The organism is Mycobacterium sp. IDUB_39, from assembly GCF_055419205.1.
The window spans coordinates 156,317-174,386 of the sequence record NZ_JBVAXF010000006.1 but is presented as its reverse complement, the minus strand read 5'-3'; the positions used below and the strand labels follow the sequence as shown (position 1 = coordinate 174,386).

At 66.1% G+C, this 18,070-nt stretch carries 16 protein-coding genes; 2 read left to right on the top strand and 14 right to left on the bottom strand.

The genetic code is table 11. The features are described 5' to 3' along the window. Positions 1–22: 22 nt before the first annotated feature. Genes cobO through mqo form a run of 4 tightly spaced genes read right to left on the bottom strand, consistent with a single transcriptional unit; the run spans position 23 to position 4,552 of the window. A complete protein-coding gene (gene cobO, locus ACZY0X_RS22710; RefSeq protein WP_463773626.1) occupies positions 23–637 on the bottom strand; it encodes a cob(I)yrinic acid a,c-diamide adenosyltransferase in 615 nt (204 codons plus the stop codon). A 22-nt stretch (positions 638–659) separates the two neighbouring features. After that, positions 660–2,561 carry a magnesium chelatase subunit D family protein gene (locus ACZY0X_RS22705; protein WP_463773624.1) on the bottom strand — a complete coding sequence of 634 codons (1,902 nt, stop codon included), beginning with the start codon at positions 2,559–2,561 and terminating at the stop codon, positions 660–662. Continuing rightward, on the bottom strand, positions 2,551–3,015 hold the full coding sequence (locus ACZY0X_RS22700; protein ID WP_463773623.1) for a GNAT family N-acetyltransferase: 465 nt from the start codon (positions 3,013–3,015) through the stop codon (positions 2,551–2,553). The genes ACZY0X_RS22705 and ACZY0X_RS22700 overlap by 11 nt, the downstream gene beginning before the upstream one ends. Before the next feature lie 10 nt (positions 3,016–3,025). After that, positions 3,026–4,552, bottom strand: a complete 1,527-nt coding sequence (gene mqo, locus ACZY0X_RS22695) for a malate dehydrogenase (quinone) (RefSeq protein ID WP_463773621.1) — start codon at positions 4,550–4,552, stop codon at positions 3,026–3,028. A 142-nt stretch (positions 4,553–4,694) separates the two neighbouring features. Between mqo and ACZY0X_RS22690 the strand changes: the two genes are divergently transcribed. Beyond that, positions 4,695–5,738, top strand: coding sequence for an alpha/beta hydrolase (locus ACZY0X_RS22690; protein WP_463773619.1), 1,044 nt, complete (start codon positions 4,695–4,697; stop codon positions 5,736–5,738). A gap of 5 nt (positions 5,739–5,743) precedes the next feature. After that, positions 5,744–7,138: a mycothione reductase gene (gene mtr, locus ACZY0X_RS22685; protein WP_463773618.1), complete on the top strand. Its 1,395-nt coding sequence runs from the start codon at positions 5,744–5,746 to the stop codon at positions 7,136–7,138. A 142-nt stretch (positions 7,139–7,280) separates the two neighbouring features. On the opposite strand, the gene ACZY0X_RS22680 is transcribed toward mtr, so the two are convergent. The 10 genes from ACZY0X_RS22680 to ACZY0X_RS22635 all read right to left on the bottom strand — a co-directional run bounded on the left by ACZY0X_RS22680 (position 7,281) and on the right by ACZY0X_RS22635 (position 17,919). After that, on the bottom strand, positions 7,281–10,184 hold the full coding sequence (locus ACZY0X_RS22680; protein ID WP_463773617.1) for an MMPL/RND family transporter: 2,904 nt from the start codon (positions 10,182–10,184) through the stop codon (positions 7,281–7,283). Further along, positions 10,181–10,606 carry an MmpS family transport accessory protein gene (locus tag ACZY0X_RS22675; protein ID WP_463773615.1) on the bottom strand — a complete coding sequence of 142 codons (426 nt, stop codon included), beginning with the start codon at positions 10,604–10,606 and terminating at the stop codon, positions 10,181–10,183. Before ACZY0X_RS22675 ends, ACZY0X_RS22680 begins: the two co-directional genes overlap by 4 nt. Beyond that, a complete protein-coding gene (locus ACZY0X_RS22670; RefSeq protein ID WP_463773612.1) occupies positions 10,599–11,099 on the bottom strand; it encodes a MarR family winged helix-turn-helix transcriptional regulator in 501 nt (166 codons plus the stop codon). The genes ACZY0X_RS22675 and ACZY0X_RS22670 overlap by 8 nt, the downstream gene beginning before the upstream one ends. Before the next feature lie 337 nt (positions 11,100–11,436). After that, positions 11,437–12,552, bottom strand: coding sequence for a Nickel transporter NicT (gene nicT, locus ACZY0X_RS22665; protein WP_463773611.1), 1,116 nt, complete (start codon positions 12,550–12,552; stop codon positions 11,437–11,439). A gap of 89 nt (positions 12,553–12,641) precedes the next feature. Further along, entirely contained in the window at positions 12,642–12,962 is a 321-nt protein-coding gene (locus ACZY0X_RS22660; protein WP_463773610.1) for an ArsR/SmtB family transcription factor, read from the bottom strand. A 9-nt stretch (positions 12,963–12,971) separates the two neighbouring features. Beyond that, entirely contained in the window at positions 12,972–13,691 is a 720-nt protein-coding gene (locus ACZY0X_RS22655) for a FadR/GntR family transcriptional regulator (RefSeq protein ID WP_463773608.1), read from the bottom strand. Positions 13,692–13,695: 4 nt separating this feature from the next. Then, positions 13,696–14,469 carry a 3-oxoacyl-ACP reductase gene (locus ACZY0X_RS22650; protein WP_463773606.1) on the bottom strand — a complete coding sequence of 258 codons (774 nt, stop codon included), beginning with the start codon at positions 14,467–14,469 and terminating at the stop codon, positions 13,696–13,698. After that, positions 14,470–15,834 carry an aldehyde dehydrogenase family protein gene (locus tag ACZY0X_RS22645; protein ID WP_463773605.1) on the bottom strand — a complete coding sequence of 455 codons (1,365 nt, stop codon included), beginning with the start codon at positions 15,832–15,834 and terminating at the stop codon, positions 14,470–14,472. Next, complete coding sequence (locus ACZY0X_RS22640) at positions 15,831–16,589, bottom strand: gamma-glutamyl-gamma-aminobutyrate hydrolase family protein (protein ID WP_463773603.1); 759 nt, start codon at positions 16,587–16,589, stop codon at positions 15,831–15,833. Before ACZY0X_RS22640 ends, ACZY0X_RS22645 begins: the two co-directional genes overlap by 4 nt. Continuing rightward, positions 16,570–17,919 carry a glutamine synthetase family protein gene (locus ACZY0X_RS22635; protein ID WP_463774088.1) on the bottom strand — a complete coding sequence of 450 codons (1,350 nt, stop codon included), beginning with the start codon at positions 17,917–17,919 and terminating at the stop codon, positions 16,570–16,572. Before ACZY0X_RS22635 ends, ACZY0X_RS22640 begins: the two co-directional genes overlap by 20 nt. Between the last annotated feature and the right edge of the window lie 151 nt (positions 17,920–18,070).

Genomic DNA, 18,070 nt, shown 5'->3' with positions numbered 1-18,070 from the left:
CCCACTCACCACGCTGGCCCACTCACCACTCGATGCCGCGCTGACCCTTGCGGCCGCTGTCCATCGGATGCTTCACCTTGGTCATCTCGGTGACGAGGTCGGCGGCGTCCAGGAGCCGCTGCGGGGCGTCCCGGCCGGTGATGACGACGTGCTGGGTACCCGGTCGGGCGGCCAGAACCTCGATGACCTCGTCGGTGTCGACCCACCCCCACTTCAACGGATAGGTGAACTCGTCGAGGACGTAGAACCCGTGCCGTTCCTCGGCGAGCCTGCGGGTGATCTCGGCCCAGCCGTCGGCGGCGGCGGCCGCGTGGTCGACGTCGGATCCCTGTTTACGCGACCAGGACCAACCCGAACCCATCTTGTGCCACTGCACCGGACCGCCCACGCCGCGCTCGTCGTGCAGGCGGCCGAGTTCGGCGAAGGCGGCCTCCTCGCCGACCTTCCACTTGGCGCTCTTGACGAACTGGAACACCCCGATGTCGAACCCCTGGTTCCACGCTCGCAGCGCCATCCCGAACGCCGCGGTCGACTTCCCCTTGCCGGGGCCGGTGTGCACCGCGAGCAGCGGGGCGTTGCGGCGCGCCTTGGTGGTCAACCCGTCGGCGGGCACCTCGATCGGTTGGCCCTGTGGCATCAGCGTCTCCCCTACCGGTTGTTCAGGCGGCGAGTTCGGTCCCGGCCGTGACCAGCCGGGTGAGCGAATCGGCGCGCAGGTGTGCCAGGCGCACCGCGGGCGCACCCAGTTGTCGGGCGAGTTCGTCGGCCAGACCCAGTCGCACGTAGGACGTCTCGCAGTCGACCACGACAGCCGCGGTGCCCTCGGCGGCCAGCAGCCCCGCGGCAGCCCTGCTGCGGCCCAGCGGATCGGCACCCCCGGTGGCGCGGCCGTCGGTGAGGATCACCACCAGCGCACGCCGGGCACGGTCGCGCGCCTTCTCCCGCAGGACGAGATCGCGCGCGGTGAGCAGACCCTGCGCCAGCGGCGTCTTACCGCCGGTGTCGAAGTTGGACAGGCGGCGGCTCGCGATGTGCACCGATGACGTCGGCGGCAGCACGACATGTGCCTGCTGACCGCGGAACGTGATCACCGCGACCTTGTCGCGGCGCTGGTAGGCATCGCGCAGCAGCGACAGGGTGGCGCCACCGACGGCTGCCATCCGGTCGCGCGCTGCCATCGAACCGGAGGCGTCGACCACGAAGATCACCAGGTTGCCCTCGCGGCCCTCGCGGATCGCTCGCCGCACATCGTCTGGCGATACCGACATCCGCCCCGCGCCCGATTGGTGCCCCGCCGCGGCCAGCAGCGTGCCGAACAGGTGCACGCCGTGACCGGCTCGAGGATCCTCGGTGGCCGCCACGGTCGTACCGGTGCGGTTGCGCGCCCGTGAACGCCGGCCGGGGGCACCCTCACCGACGCCGGGCACCACCAGTGCCTTGGTCTTGAACGTCGACGACGCCGGCGCGTTCGGACGCGATCCCGACGACCCCGGCCGAGTCGAGTTGCCTTCCGCGGGAGGCTCTCCGGCCGAGGGCTCGGAGGCGCCACCACCGCCGGGCGGGTCTGGGTCAGGATCGGGGTCGGACTCGGGGGCATCCGCCGATTCACCGGCCTGCGTCATGGCCTCGTCGAGCACATCGGGGTCCAGACCTGGGTCGTCGAACGGATCGCGACGACGCCGGTGCGGCAGCGCGAGTTCGGCTGCCACGCGAATGTCCTGTTCCTCAACGACTATTTTTCCCGTCGCTTCGCTCGCCCCGGCGATAGAGCCGCGCCACGCCGCGTGAGCCACCGCTGTGCGGGCCACCACCAGATCGGCGCGCATACCGTCCACGTCGAAGGCCGCGCACAGCGCTGCGATGCGACGTAGTTCACTGTCCGGCAGCACGACATCGGCGACCGACGCGCGGGCTTCGGCAATGGATTTGGCGAGCTGCGCGTCCTCGTCGGCATAGCGCGACGCGAATTCCGCCGGGTCGGCCTCGAAGTCCATCCGGCGCCGGATCACCTCGACGCGCACGTCGACGTCGCGCGAGGCGCGCACGTCGACCGTCAGTCCGAACCTGTCGAGCAACTGCGGACGCAGTTCTCCCTCTTCGGGATTCATGGTGCCCACCAACATGAACCGCGCATCGTGACTGTGCGAGACGCCGTCTCGCTCGACGTGCACCCGGCCCATCGCCGCGGCGTCGAGAAGCACGTCCACGAGGTGGTCGTGCAGCAGGTTGACCTCATCGACGTAGAGGACCCCACCGTGTGCTCGGGCCAGCAGACCCGGCGAGAACGCGTGCTCGCCGTCGCGCAGAACCCGTTGCAGGTCCAGCGAACCCACGACGCGGTCCTCGGTGGCGCCGATCGGCAGTTCGACCAGCCTGGCGTCCTCGTCGATGGCGGACAACACGTCGGCGAGCGCCCGCACCGCCGTCGACTTCGCGGTGCCCTTCTCCCCGCGAATCAGCACGCCGCCGATCTCGGGTCGCACCGCGCAGAGCACCAGCGCGAGTCGCAGTCGGTCCTGGCCCACCAACGCGCTGAACGGGTAACCGGGTTCAGCCGCCATGGGAACCACCATTGCGCAACATCGGAACGTGCGGGATTCCGTCGTCGAGGAACTCGTCACCGTCACGGATGAATCCGTGCTTGGCGTACATCTCCTCGAGGTAGGTCTGTGCGTTGACGCGGCAGGGGTAGTCGCCAACCTCGGCGAGCGCGGCCTGCATCAGACGGCTGGTGTGTCCGTGCCCGCGCTCGGCGCGCTTGGTGCACACCCGACCGATGCGGAACTCCTTCTCACCGCCCGGGTGCTCCTCCATCAGCCGCAGCGTCGAGACCACGCGGCCGTCGGTGTCCTCCAACCAGAAGTGCCGCGTCTCGGCCAGCAGGTCGCGGCCATCGAGTTCTGGATACGGCGTGGCCTGCTCGACAACGAACACCTCAACGCGCAGCTTGAGTAGTTCGTACAGCGTTGCCGCGTCGAGGTCCTTGGCCCAACTACGCCTCGGAGCGATCGTCACGTGGTGACCATCACACCGACGCCGCGGCCTGGGCTGCGGCGACCTGTGCCTTGGGCTCGTCGAGCTTGAGCACCTTTGTGCCCCAGTCCCAGACCTCTTCGTACAGCTTCGGCGCCCCCGAGAGCTCGGTACCGAAGGACGGCACCATCTCCTTGAGCTTGGGCCGCCATGTCTCGAAGCGATCCGGGAAGCAGCGCTCCATGACGTCGAACATCGCGGGCACGGCGGTCGATGCACCCGGGGACGCACCGAGCAGACCCGCGATGCTGCCGTCCTCGGCCGACAGCACCGTCGTGCCGAACTCCAGCACACCGCCGGCACCCTTCTTGCGGATCACCTGGACGCGCTGGCCAGCCACATCGAGCTCCCAGTCCGAGGCCGTCGCGCTCGGAGCGAACTCACGCAGGTCCTTGACCCTGTCGTCCTCGCTGAGCAGAAGCTGGCTGACCAGGTACTTGACCAGGCTGACCTCGGTCAGACCGACACCGAGCATCGATGCCAGGTTGTTGGCCTTGACCGACAGCGGGAGGTCGGTCACCTTGCCCTGCTTGAGGAACTTCGGCGACCATCCCGCGAACGGCCCGAACAGCAGCCACGAGCGGCCGTTGATGACACGGGTGTCCAAGTGCGGCACCGACATCGGCGGGGCACCCAGCGGCGGAGCGCCGTACACCTTGGCCTGGTGACCGGCGGCCAGCACGGGGTTGTTGGTGCGCAGGAACTCGCCGCCGACGGGGAAGCCGCCAAATCCCTTGGCCTCCTTGATGCCCGACTTCTGCAGCAGCGGCAGCGCGCCACCGCCAGCGCCCACGAACACGAATTTGGCGTTGATCTTCCGCTTGCCCCGAGTGCGCCGGTTGATCACATCGAGCGTCCACGTGCCGTCGGACTCCTTGTGCAGGTCACGCACGTCGTGGCCGAACAGGGTCGTCATACCGCGCTGGGCGGTGTAGCCGATCAGTTGCCTTGACAGCGAACCGAAGTCGACGTCGGTGCCGGCCTGCGTCCAGTTCAGGGCGACGGGATCGGAGAAGTCCCGCTTGGCCGCCATCAGCGGAAGCCGGCGAGCGAACTCGTCGCGGTCGTCGATGAACTCCATGGTCGCGAACAGGGGGTTGGTGACCAGTGCCTCGCGACGATTGCGCAGATAGTCGACATTGCCTGCCCCGTGCACGAAGCTCACGTGCGGAATCGGGTTGAGGAAGCTGCGGACGTCGGGCAGCACACCGTTCTCGACGGCATACGCCCAGAACTGGCGCGACACCTGGAACTGCTCGTTGACGTGGACGGCCTTGGCGGTGTCGATCGTGCCGTCGGAGCGCTGCGGCGTGTAGTTCAGCTCACACAGTGCCGAGTGACCTGTCCCCGCGTTGTTCCACGGGTCGCTGCTCTCCGCGGCGGCGCCGTCGAGGCGTTCGATCAACGTGATCGACCAGTCGGGTTCCATCAGTCGGAGCAGCGCGCCGAGGGTGGCGCTCATGATGCCGGCGCCCACCAGTACGACGTCGGTCTTCGCTGTCTTGGCTGCCTCAGTCACCTGTTCTTCGGCCCTTCGTGATCGCGCACCCGTATCAATACGGCTCAGTAACCACTAGGTTATCCCGCCGCCCGCTGCTTCCCACCGCCCACCGGCCCTGCCGTACCCCGCGACGACACTCCCCGCGGCTAAGGTGGCTGTCGTGACACGGTGGGAGCCCGATGTGCTGCCCGGCTACTGGCAACAGACCATTGCGCTCGGCATCGATCCCGATGGTGAGGGAGATCTCTTCGCCACGCTGGTGCGCCGCGGCGACGGGGGCACTGCGCGCCGAGCCGTCCTGGCACTGCACGGGTACACCGACTACTTCTTCAACACCGAACTCGCCGACCGTTTCGCCGAACGTGACTTCACCTTCTACGCCCTCGACCTGCACAAGTGCGGCCGATCATGGCGCACCGGGCAGACCCCGCACTTCACCACCGACCTGGCCAGCTACGACGCCGAACTGCTCCGTGCACTCGACGCCATCGCGACCGACACCGCTGGGGCGCAGGTGTGCATGTACGGGCACTCGGCGGGTGGTTTGATCGCGTCGCTGTTCCTCGACCGGGTTCGCCAGCGCGCCGCATCCACCGATGTCGACGGGTTGGTGCTCAACAGCCCGTTCTTCGATCTGCACGGGCCCGCGATCCTGCGGTCGGCGCCCACGTCGGCCGCGCTCGCCGCGCTGGCCCGCTGGCGGAAGCTGCACATCATCCGCAAACCAACCGAGGGTGGGTACGGGACGAGCCTGCACCGCGACTACGCGGGCGAGTTCGACTACGACCTGGAGTGGAAACCACTCGGCGGTTTCCCCGTCACGTTGGGGTGGATCAATGCGGTCCGTCGCGGTCAGGCCCGGCTGCACCGCGGGCTCGACGTCGGCGTCCCGAACCTGATTCTGCGCTCGGGCCACAGCGTTGCCGAGGCGCCCGATCCCGAGGCAATCCAGCGCGGTGATGCCGTCCTGGACGTCACACAGATCGCACGATGGGCCGGCTGCGTCGGAAACCACACCACCGTCGCCCCCATCGTCGATGCCAAGCACGATGTGTTTCTCTCGCTGGCGCAGCCACGCGCTGCCGCCTACCGCGAGCTGGATCGGTGGCTGCAGCGTTTCCTCGACACCGGCCGCGACGACACAAGAGACGACCAACCCGACGAAACCATCTCTCCCCCCTGCACTCAAACCGGACAAGGCTGATACGCGTGGAGCACTACGACCTGACCATCATCGGAACCGGCTCTGGCAACAGCATTCCCGATCCCGCCGCCGACCCGCGCTACGCCGACATGCGGATCGCGATCTGTGAGCAGGGCACGTTCGGCGGCACCTGCCTCAACGTTGGCTGCATCCCCACCAAGATGTTCGTGTACGCCGCCGAGGTGGCCCAGACCATCCGGCACGCAAAGGTTTACGGCATCGACGCGACCATCGACGGTGTGCGGTGGCGCGATATCGTGTCGCGGGTCTTCAGCCGCATCGATCCGATCGCCGAGGGCGGCGAAGACTACAAACGCGGTCTGCCAGGCGTCGATTTGTACCGCAGCCACACGCGGTTCGGACCCACCCAGCCCGACGGCCGATACACGCTGCGCACCGACGCGGGTGAGGAGTTCACCTCAGACAAGGTGGTGATCGCCGCGGGCTCGCGCATCAATGTTCCCCCGGCAATCGTCGATTGCGGCGTCGACTACCAGACCAGCGACACCATCATGCGGATCCCGGAGCTGCCCGAACATCTGGTGATAGTCGGCGGCGGATTCGTCGCCGCGGAGTTCGCGCACGTGTTCTCCGCGCTCGGCGTGCAGGTGACCATCGTGGTGCGCGGCGACGGCCTGCTCACCCACTGCGACGAGACGCTGTGTCACCGGTTCACCGAACTCGCGAAGGCGAAGTGGAATGTGCGCACCCGCGAGAACATCGTCGGCTCACATCACGACGGGGACAGCATCGTCCTGGAACTCGATGACGGTGACACGATCACCGCCGACATGCTCCTGGTCGCCACCGGGCGCATCGCCAACGGCGATCTGCTCGACGCCGACCTTGCCGGTGTGGCAGTCGACGAGAACGGCATGGTGGTGGTCGACGAGTACCAGCGGACCACCGCGCCTGGCATCTTCGCACTCGGTGACGTGTCGTCGGCCTACCAGCTCAAGCACGTCGCCAACCACGAGATGCGGGTCGTGCGACGCAATCTGCTCCTCGACTGGGACGACACCGCGTCGATGGTCGCCTCCGATCACCGCTTCGTCCCGTCGGCGGTGTTCACCGACCCCCAGATCGCCACGGTCGGGCTCACCGAGGCGCAGGCCCGTGAGCAAGGCGTCGATATCGCGGTCAAGGTGCAGAACTACGGCGACACCGCCTACGGCTGGGCCATGGAGGACAAGACCGGGATCGCCAAGGTGATCGCCGACCGCTCGACCGGCCTGATCTTGGGCGCGCACCTGATGGGTTACCAGGCGTCCTCGCTCATCCAGCCGCTCATCCAGGCGATGAGCCTGGGCCAGACGGCCGAAGAGGTTGCCAAGGGCCAGTACTGGATTCACCCGGCGCTGTCCGAGGTCGTCGAGAACGCGCTGCTGGGCCTCGACTAGCTCCCGCCTACTCATGAGTGGATCACGCCACCGAACGTAAACGCACTGCGAAAAAGTCGCGACTCTTTCGCAGTGGCGTCACGTTGGAAGGCCCAGTCGAGCATTCCGACCAATCAGCGACTCACGACACCAGCCTGCGCGCCTACGCTTGCACCGGAAGTGCCGCTGTGTCCACGTCATCGTTGGGAGGTGGCGACGGCGGCGACTTCCGAAAGTGGTTGTCACCCCGCGGATACACGACCTGCGGCCACCAGAACCACCGGCCCAACAGTGTCGCGATCGACGGCATGAGCAGAGAACGCACGATGAACGTGTCGACCAACAGTCCGATGGCGATCGTGGAACCCATCTGGGCCAGCACGATCAGCTGGCTGCCCATCATCCCCGCCATCGTGGCCGCGAACACCAGCCCGGCTGATGTGACCACACCACCCGTACCCGCCATGGAGCGGATGATGCCGGTCTTGAGGCCCGCGTGGATCTCCTCCTTGAATCGCGAGACCAGCAGCAGGTTGTAGTCCGATCCCACCGCCAGCAGGATGATGACGGACATCAGCATGACGAGCCACTGCACCTGGATACCGAACAGGTCCTGCCAGATCAGCACCGAGATACCGAATGACGCGGCAATCGAGCTGGCCGCCGTGCCGACGATGACCAGCGATGCCACCGCGCTTCGGGTCAGGATGAGCATGATCATGAAGATCAACGTCAGTGACGACACCACGGCGATCATGAGGTCGTACCTGGCGCCGTCCGACATGTCCTTGTAGGTCGCGGCCACCCCGCCGAGGTAGATCTTCGCGTCCGACAGCGACGTCATCTTCAAGGCATCCTGCGCGGCCTTGCGAATCGAGTCGATCCGGCTGATTCCCTCGGTTGTCGCGGGATCGGTCTCGTGCGTGATGAACATTCGCGCTGACTTGCCGTCCGGTGACATGAACATCTTGAGCCCGCGCTCGAAGTCGGGGTTCTGGAAGGCCTCCGGGGGCAGATAGAAGAGGTCGTCGTTCTTTGCGTCGTCGAACGCCGCACCCATCGCCAAGGCGGTGTCGTTGGATGCCTCCAACTGGTCGAGCAGCGCCTTCTGCGAATTGTAGGACGCCAGCGACAGGTCTCTACTGGTCTTCATCGACGCGATGGTCTGTGGCAGAAGTGCCGTCAACTGAGGAGCCAGCGCCGCCAATTGGTCGGTGTTGCCCTGCACCGCCCCCGTCGCGTCAGTCAGTTCGCTGATCCCGTCGAGGGAATCGAAAAGCGACCTCGCCGCAGCGCACAGGGGGATGTCGAAACAGTGCGGCTCCCAGTAGAAATAGTTCCGCATCGGCCGGAACTGGTCATCGAAGTTCGCGATGTTGTCTCGTACTTTCGCGGTGATCGCGAGCAGTTCCTGCGACTTGGCCGCCGAGTCCTGCGTGAGTGCGGTCTGCTTGAGCGAGAGTTGGTACTGCTCCTCCAGGATGTCGATCGAGACCTGCGTTGCGTCAGCCATTTTGAGCGTGTTGGCCAGCTGGTCCCGCTGGAACGGCAGGTTCATATTGTTCGTCTGTCCCTGAACACTGGTCTGGAACGGAATCGAGCTGTGCTGGATCGGAATCCCAAGCGGCCGGGTGATGTTCTGCACCATGGCGATGCCCTCGGTGTGCATGACGTTGCGTGCCACCGCGTTCAGCACCAACATGTCGGCGGGGTTCCGCATGTCGTGATCGGCATTGACCATCAGGATGTCCGGGTTCATCCTGGCTTGTGAGAAGTGCCGGTCGGCGGCGGCGAAGCCTATGTTCGTCGGAGCGTCCTGTGGCAGGTAGTAGCGGTCGTTATAGGCCGGCTTGTAGCCCGGAATGGCCACCAAGCCGATCAGCACCACGAAGAGGCTCGCCACGAAGATGGGTGCTGGCCAGCGGACCACGGCCGTGCCGATGCGCCGCCAAAACCGGCTCTGGGGAGGGCGTTTGGATTCGTACAGTCCCGCCCGGCTACCGAGAAAGAGGACGGCCGGCCCGAGCGTGACGGCAATCGCCACGACCACGATCATGCCGATCGCGACGGGTGCGCCCATGGTGCTGAAATAGGGCAGCCGCGCGAAGCTCAGACAGAACGTGGCCCCGGCGATGGTCAGACCCGAGCCCACGATGATGGGAGCGACCGACTTGATCGTGGTGTAGTAGGCGTCCTCGCGGTCCTCCCCCATACCGCGCGCTTCGCGGTAGCGGCCGAACAGGAAGATGCCATAGTCGGTGGCCGCCGCGATCGCCAGCATCGTCAGGATGTTGCCCGCGAACGTCGTCAGTCCGAACGCGCCATGACTGGCCAGTACGGCCACGACTCCGCGCGCCGTCAGCAGTCCGAGGAACGTGAGGAACAGCTGGATGAGCGTTGTGACGATCGAGCGGTAGACGACCAGCAGCATGCCGGCGATCGCTACAAGGGTGAGCAGGGTGATCGTTGCCAGGCTGGCATTTCCGATGACGTGTAGGTCGTCGGTGAGCGATGCCGGACCCGCGACGTAGGCCTGCACGCCTGGCGGTGCCGTCGTATCGGCGATGACCTCGCGAACGGCCTGAACGCCCTCGTTGGCCAGTGTTTGCCCCTGCTCGCCGGCCAGGTTCAGCATCACGTAGGAGGCCTTGCCGTCGGCACTCTGTGCACCGGCCGCCGTCAACGTGTCACCCCAGAAGTCCTGGATGTGCTGGATGTGTTCGGGATCCTGGCGCAGCTTGCGGATGATCTCGTCGTAGTACTGGTGAGCATCGGGGCCGAGTGCCTGTTGGCCCTCGATGACCACCATGATCGTGCTGTTGGAGTCGAACTCGCCGAAGTTTGCACCCATCAGCTTCATCGCCTTCATCGAAGGCGCGTCCTCGGGCGCCATCGGAGCCGAATGGAGCTCACCGACGACCTCGAGTTGCGGCGCGACAACGTTCACGACGACGGCAAAGGCGATCCAGAACAGGATGATCGGCACTGCGAGGATGCGCAGCGCGTGCGCGAAGCGTGGCCGATTGTGTTGGTCGGCAGCGACGGCCGGGGGCGTGGTATGGGTCATGCGGACTTCACCAGGCAGTAGGTCTGGGCGTTGACCCCATTGGCTGATTTCTCCTCACGGACGACTCCGTTCACTGTGACGCGGCAACCGATCTCGTCGCCGTCGCTGCGTGCCATGAGATTGGCGCTGACGGTGGGCAACGTGGTCGACAATGTGACCGACCAGGGCAGCGGCACGTTGACCAGATGCACATTCGCGTCGGGATCGAAGTAGCTGATTTGGGCAGTGGTGCCCGGCGGGCCGTACACGTCGTAGACCATGACCTTCGGGTTGAACTGCACGATCTCGATGCCGGCACCGGCGTTGGCGTTGAGATCCTCGGAGGCGAACTTGCCGTGCAATCGCGAGACGACCAAGCCCGAGATCGCGAATACGACGACCAGCACCAGCGGAATCCATACCTTCTTCAGCACGCTACCCATCGGAATGCCTTCCGCTGGTGGCTGGTTCGGCTTCGGGACAACCGTCGGCCTCGGCGGCCAGCCGAACGAGAAGGGGAAATGCGACCCGCGCGGCAAGCCACAATGCGCTCTCCTCCTCGGGCGTCAGCGTCGCCAACAACTCCCCCAGGCGTTCCCGGCGGACTTGCCTCCGAGCGTCCAGAACTTCCTGGCCATGCTCGGTTATTCCGATGAGGGCTGCGCGGCCATCGTCTGGGTCGGCGAGCCTGGTGACCAGATCCTGCCGCTCCAGCCGCTGGACCAGCTGAGTCATCGACGGTTGACTGATCCCCTCCTTGGCCGCCAGCGCCGTCAACCGGATCGGGCCCTCCCGACACACCCTGTTCACCGCGTACGCCGCGGACGGGCTCAATTCGGCACGGTCGGCTAGGAACCGCACCGTCAGGTCCACCGCCTCATCCAGAAATCCGCCGATGCATTCGCTGGCGCCGCCATCTGTCGGCGAATTTTGCATACCGTACCTATATCACGCGCACTATGTAGCAGCAATGCGGACCTGGGTCCACGGCATCACAGCAACTTCACAGAAATGCCTGCTCCCGTTGCGGTTTCAGGGCGACAGGCAGGTTGCCGGGCGGTCCACCGTTCATGACCCCACCCGTTGCCACCCGATTCAACATCGCGACCCAGAACGGTACAGGTGTAGTTGAGATATGTTGTTACACAGTCAGTCTCACTGGAATTCGTCACCGTGCGGCATCCGGTTCTAGCCTCAGGCTCCAGTCCGTCCGCTTCAGCGGTTCCATATCTACATAGTGTGCGTGATACGAATCCTGGGGCCGCGACCTCGGCTAGGTGACGGGCGGGCTCCACCGTTCCTCGATCCGACCGAAGTGCCAGACGGCCAAGGCGATCAGCCAGGCCACGACGAACAGCCCGACGATCATGAAGCCGACCATCTCGAGGTCGGCTGACCCCACGAACGCCAATGGCCCAGTCTCGACGCCGAGACGATCGGCCAGCAGTCCCGCGAGGACGATGACGCCGATGACGAGTGCGACGAGCACCGACAGCACTGTCACAGTCAGGTTGTAGTAGACCTTGCGGACCGGTTTGAGAAACGCCCAGCCGTAGGCGCGGGCCATGAAGATGCCGTCGAGCGCGTCGAAGAGGCTCATACCCGCCGCGAACAGGACTGGCAGCACGAGGATGGCGTACCAGGGCAACGTGAATGCCGCCGTGCCCGCCGCCAGCACCAGCAGCGCCACCTGAGTGGCGGTGTCGAAGCCCAGACCCATCAGGAGACCGACCGGGTAGAGGTGCCACGGCTTGTCGACGCGCCGCATAACCCGGCCGAGCAACCGGGCCAGGAAGCCGCGGCTGTGCAGCTGCCGTTCGAGTTCGGCCTCGTCGAACTCGCCGGTGCGCATCGTGCGCAGCACCTTGGCGATACCGAACACGGCGAACAGATTGGTGAGGCCGATCAGGATGAGGAACGTCCCGGCGACCAGGGACCCGATGAGCCCGAGGGTCTGCAGCATCGGCGAACCCTGGTCCTGCACCGGACCGACGAGAGCGCGCACTCCGAGAGCGAGCAGCAGCGCCAGACCGAACACAACGCTGGAATGCCCTAGGGAGAACCAGAATCCGGCGCTCAACGAGCGCTTGCCCTCGCCGACCAGTTTCCGGGTGGTGTTGTCGATGACGGCGATGTGATCGGCGTCGAAGGCGTGGCGCACTCCGAGCAGGTAGGCCGTCACCCCAAGGCCGACGCCGAACACTCCCGCCGATCCGAGCGTGATGTGTTGCGGTGCAACGGCCAGGACCAGCACACCCCATCCGACGAGATGCAGCAGGAGGACGACGGCACCGATCACAGCGATCGACGTCCAGTCCGCCCGCTGGAAGCTCGGAGTCGACGCTGATTCGCGCGGTGTGGGGTTGACTGCGCTGACCTGGGCGCTCATCAATCCGACACTAAGACCATGCACCACATCTGTCTAGGTGAACAGATGACATCACTCGCCACCCCGCCCGCCAAATCAGATTGGGTGTGTCAGCCGTGCCGCGCACCGATCCAATGCAGCAGGTCGTGCACGATTTCGTCATCGAGCCGGTACGCCACCGAACGGCCCACCCGGGTACTGGTCACCCAACCCTGCTGGCGCAGCACCCGGAGGGCCTGCGACACGGCGTTCTCTGACCTGCCCAGCGCGGCAGCGAGATCGCTGACGCATATGCCGGGCGCGCGGTGCAGGCTGAGCAGGATCTCCAGACGGTGCGGGTCGGACAACAGATCGAAACGCTGTGCCCAGCCGCCGGTGTCGACGTCGGCCAGCGCCGACGAGGCCCGCTTGACCACCGTCCGATCCGCCACACCTGCAATTTAGTCCAGGAAACCGTGCAGCAGGGCTGCCGAACCCCAGACGTGGGCGGTCATCACCTCCGCGGCTCGCTCACCGTCACCGGCCAGGATGGCCATCACGATGGCCTCGTGCTGTTCGTCGGAGTGGGCGATGTTGCGGGCCAGCAGCGGGATCTGGTCGAGCAGCTCGTTGAGGCGCATCCGGTTGTCCGCGACCAATGGCACGACCGACGGCGTCCCCGCCGCCTCGGCGATCGCTAGATGCAGCCGCGAGTCGAGCCTGCGGTAGTCCTCGGGTTCGGCGTCACGCACGTCGGCCAGCCGGGTCCACAGCGTCTCGCGCTCGGTGGCGGTGAGCGTTCGACTCGCCGCCATCCGCGCCGCGCCCACCTCGAGGATCTCGCGAAGCCGCAGGGCATCGTCGATGTCTGCGCGACTGAACCGGATGCCCTCCGCGCTCGTCGAGGGCAGTTCCTCGGCCAGGAACGTGCCGCCGTACCGACCGCGCCGAGAGACGAGGTAGCCCGCCTCGGCCAGCGACTTGATGGCCTCGCGGACAGTGTCGCGGCTGACACCAAGCCGGACGGCCAGCTCACGTTCCGGGGGCAGGGATTCGCCGGGCGCCAGCAGACCGAGCCTGATGGTCTCCAGCAGCCGACCCACCGTGTCCTCGAACGCGTTACCCAGCCGCACCGGGCGCAGCAGCGTCTCAGAGCTGGGCATCGGATCGGGATTGGTCATGGTGCTAGAGCGGCGTCACGTAGTGACCACTGATGCCACCGTCGACGAGGAAGCTCGACGCGGTGATGAACGAGGCGTCGTCGCTGGCAAGGAATGCGACAGCGGCGGCGAGTTCCTCGGGTTCGGCGAACCTCCCAACCGGAACGTGCACCAGTCGACGAGCGGCCCGCTCGGGGTCCTTGGCGAAGAGTTCCTGCAGCAGCGGGGTGTTCACCGGACCCGGGCACAGTGCGTTGACCCGGATACCCTGACGCGCGTACTGCACCCCGAGTTCACGCGACATGGCCAGTACCCCGCCCTTCGACGCGGTGTAGGAGATCTGCGACGTCGCCGATCCCATCACCGCGACGAAAGACGCCGTGTTGATGATCGAGCCGCGTTGCTGCGGAACCATGTGCCGCAGTGCGGCCTTGCAGCAGAAGAACACCGACTTGAGGTTGATGTCCTGCACCCGGTCCCACGCGTCGATGCCGGTGTTCTCGATCAGGTCGTCCTCCGGCGGGCTGATGCCGGCGTTGTTGAAGGCGATGTCGACCCCACCGTGCACCTCGACCGCGGTGTCGAACAATCGATCGACCGCGACCTGATCCGAGACGTCGACCTGGACGAAGGTGACGTTCAAGTCGTCGGCGACGGACTTGCCTGTGGTCGAGTCGACGTCACCGATGACGACGATGGCGCCCTCGGCCCGCATGCGCTTGGCCGTCGCCAGTCCGATGCCGCTGGCGCCGCCGGTGATGACGGCGACCTTGTCCTTCAGTCGCTGGGTCAGGTCCATTCAGTTCTCTCCGATCGCGTAGAACACATTCTTGGTTTCGGTGAAGTGCAACGGTGCGTCCGGTCCGAGCTCGCGGCCCAGCCCCGACTGCTTGAAGCCGCCGAACGGCGTGCTGTATCGCACCGATGAGTGCGAGTTCACGCTGAGGTTCCCGGCCTCGACGGCCCGCGACACCCGCACCGCGCGGGACAGGTTCTCGGTCCAGATCGAACCCGACAGACCATACGGGGTGTCGTTGGCCAGCTCGATGGCATCGGCCTCGTCGTCGAACGGCAGCACGGTGACCACCGGTCCAAAGATCTCCTCGGTGACGGTGCGGTCGTTGCGCTGCGGCGTCAGAACGGTCGGTGGGAACCAGTAGCCCGGCCCCGTCGGTGCCGAACCGCGGAACGCCACGGGCGCATCGTCGGGAACATAGGCAGCGACGGACTCCCAGTGCGGCTTGGACACCAGGGGGCCCATCTCGGTGCCGCGAGCCGTGGGGTCGCCGACGGCAACACCCTTCACCGCCGTCTCGAACAGCTCCATGAAGCGGTCGTAGACGTTGCGCTGCACCAGGATCCGGCTGCGCGAGCAACAGTCCTGGCCGGCATTGTCGAAAACGCCGTAGGGCGCGGTGGCCGCCGCTCGCTCGAGATCGCAGTCGTCGAACACGATGTTGGCACTCTTGCCACCGAGTTCCAGAGTGACCCGCTTGACCTGGGCTGCCGCGCCTGCCATCACTCGCGTGCCCACCTCAGTGGAACCTGTGAAGACGATTTTGCGCACATCGGGGTGGGTGACGAACCGCTCCCCGATCACCGACCCGCGACCGGTCAGTACCTGGAAGAGATCTGGATCCAACCCGGCCTCGGCAGCGAGTTCCGCGAGCCGGACGGTCGTGAGCGGCGTCCACTCCGCGGGCTTGACCAGGACGGCGTTACCCGCCGCAAGCGCGGGCGCGAAACCCCACGCCGCGATCGTCATCGGAAAGTTCCACGGTGTGATGACGCCGACCACGCCGAGCGGCTCGTTGAACGTCACGTCGAGGCCACCGGCGACCGGTATCTGCTTGCCGGTCAGGCGCTCTGGGCTCGCCGAGTAGAACTGCAGGACATCGCGGACGTGGCCGGCCTCCCACTCCGCGTTGCCTATGGGGTGGCCCGAGTTCGCCACCTCGAGCGCCGCGAGTTCGTCGACGTGCGCGTCGACGACGGCGGCGAAGGCACGCAGTCCCGCGGCACGCTCGGCGGGAGCGAGCTTGGCCCAGGCCCTCTGGGCGACCTTGGCCCGGGCGATCGCGTCGTCGGTGGCCTCGACGTCAAGGTGCTCGACGGTCTGCAGCACCTCCTCGGTCGCCGGGTTGATCACCTGGGTGGCCGTCATGCGTTCACTCTCCTCATCGAATACGTCTGGGCTGCCTCGACGACTCCGGCGAACAGCCGTAGGTCATCGAGTCGTTCTTCGGGATGCCACTGCACCGCGACAACCCACGAGTCCGGGTGGGCTGTCGTGTCGATCTCCACCGCCTCGATAACGCCGTCGACGGTATCCGAGGCGCTGACCACGAGGTCGCGACCGAGCGTGGCGATCGCCTGGTGGTGGTAGCACTGGGCATCGATGGACTCACCGACGAGCCCGGCCACCCGGGTCCCGGGCACGGTCCTGATACTCGAGGTGGTGAATATGGCGTTGCCCGCCTGGTGCCTGGTGTGTCCCACCACGTCGGGCAGGTGCTGGTGCAGCGTACCGCCGAGCACCACGTTGAGAACCTGTGCGCCGCGGCAGATTCCGAGGACCGGAAGACGACGCGCCAGCGCACCCCGCAACAGCGCGAACTCCCAGGCGTCCCGATCGTCTGCCGGCTGGTCAGTCGTCGGATGCGGCGCCTGACCGTACGTGGCGGGGTCGACGTCGCGGCCTCCCGTGATGACGAGTCCGTCGAGACCGTCGAGCACCCGGCCTGCGATGTCGTCGTCGACAGGCTGCGGCGGCAGGAGCGCGGCGATGCCGCCGGCATTGGTGACGCCCTGGACGTAGATGGCGGGCAGGAAGCTGGCGCGCACGTCCCACACGCCGGTCTGCGCCTGCTGCAGATAGGTGGTGAGACCCAGAACCGGCCTAGAGACGTTCGAACCCACGGCGCCTCTCCCAGTCAGTCACAGACGAGTTGAACGCGGTGAGTTCGACGCGCGCGTTGTTCAGGTAGTGGTCGACGACGTCGTCACCGAACGCCGCGCGTGCCACTGCCGATGACCCGAAGAGTTCGGCGGCCTCGGCCAGGGTCGTCGGAAGACGTTCTGCACCACTGGTGTACGCGTTGCCCTCGCACGGGTCAGGAAGCTCGAGGCCCGCGTCGATGCCATGCAGTCCGCCCGCGATCAGCGCCGCCACGGCCAGGTACTGATTGACGTCACCTCCGGGCGCGCGGCACTCCATCCGCAGACCGCTCCCGTGTCCGACCACGCGCAGCGCGCAGGTGCGGTTGTCCAGGCCCCATGCGACGGCGGTGGGGGCGAAGCTTCCGTCGGCGAACCGCTTGTAGGAGTTGATGTTCGGTGCATAGAACATCGTGAGTTCGCGCAATGTCTCGAGTTGGCCCGCGATGAAGCTGCGAAACATCTTGGACATGCCAAGCGGATCGGACTCGTCGGCGAACACCGCGTCGCCATCGATGCCTCGAAACGAGATGTGAATGTGACAGCTGTTACCTTCGCGCTCATCGTATTTCGCCATGAATGTCAGACTTTTGCCGTGCTGATCGGCGATCTCCTTGGCGCCGTTCTTGTAGATGGTGTGGTTGTCACACGTGACCAGCGCGTCGTCGTACCGGAACCCAATCTCCTGCTGCCCCAGGTTGCACTCGCCCTTGACACCCTCGCAGTACATGCCCGCACCCTCCATGCCCAGGCGGATATCGCGCAGCAGCGGTTCCATTCGGGTCGAGGCGAGCATGGCGTAGTCGACGTTGTAGTCGGTGGCGGGCGTCAGGTTGCGGTAATCGGACTTCCACGCGTCGCGATAGGTGTCGTCGAACACCATGAACTCGAGTTCGGTGGCGGCGACCGCACCCATGCCCCGCTCGGCGAGCCGGTCGAGCTGCGTGCGCAGGACTCTGCGCGGCGCCTGCGTCACCGTGGTGCCGTCAGTCCAGGACAGGTCGGCCATGACGAGCGCGCTGCCGGGCAGCCACGGCAGCAGCCGCAATGTCGAGAAGTCCGGTGTCATCACCATGTCGCCGTACCCGGTCTCCCAGCTGGAGATCGCGTACCCGTCGACGGTGTTGTTGTCGACGTCGACGGCGAGCAGGTAGTTGCAGCACTCCGCTCCGTGCGCAGCGACCTCGTCGACGAACAGCCGCGCCGAGATGCGTTTACCGGTGAGCCGGCCCTGCATATCGGCGAACGCCACGACCACGGTGTCCACGTCACCGGCCGCGATCAGGCCCTCCAGCTCGGTTTGCGACAGCATGCCCTTGCCGGTGCTCGTCTTCGACGTCACGTGCGCTCCCCTGTCAGACATGCCGGAAATTCAACCATTGGATCCCATCCCACCATTAAAGATGAAGCGGATTTACACAACTGTCACCGCCAAAGGTAGGACACCAGACCAATGGAGCCTT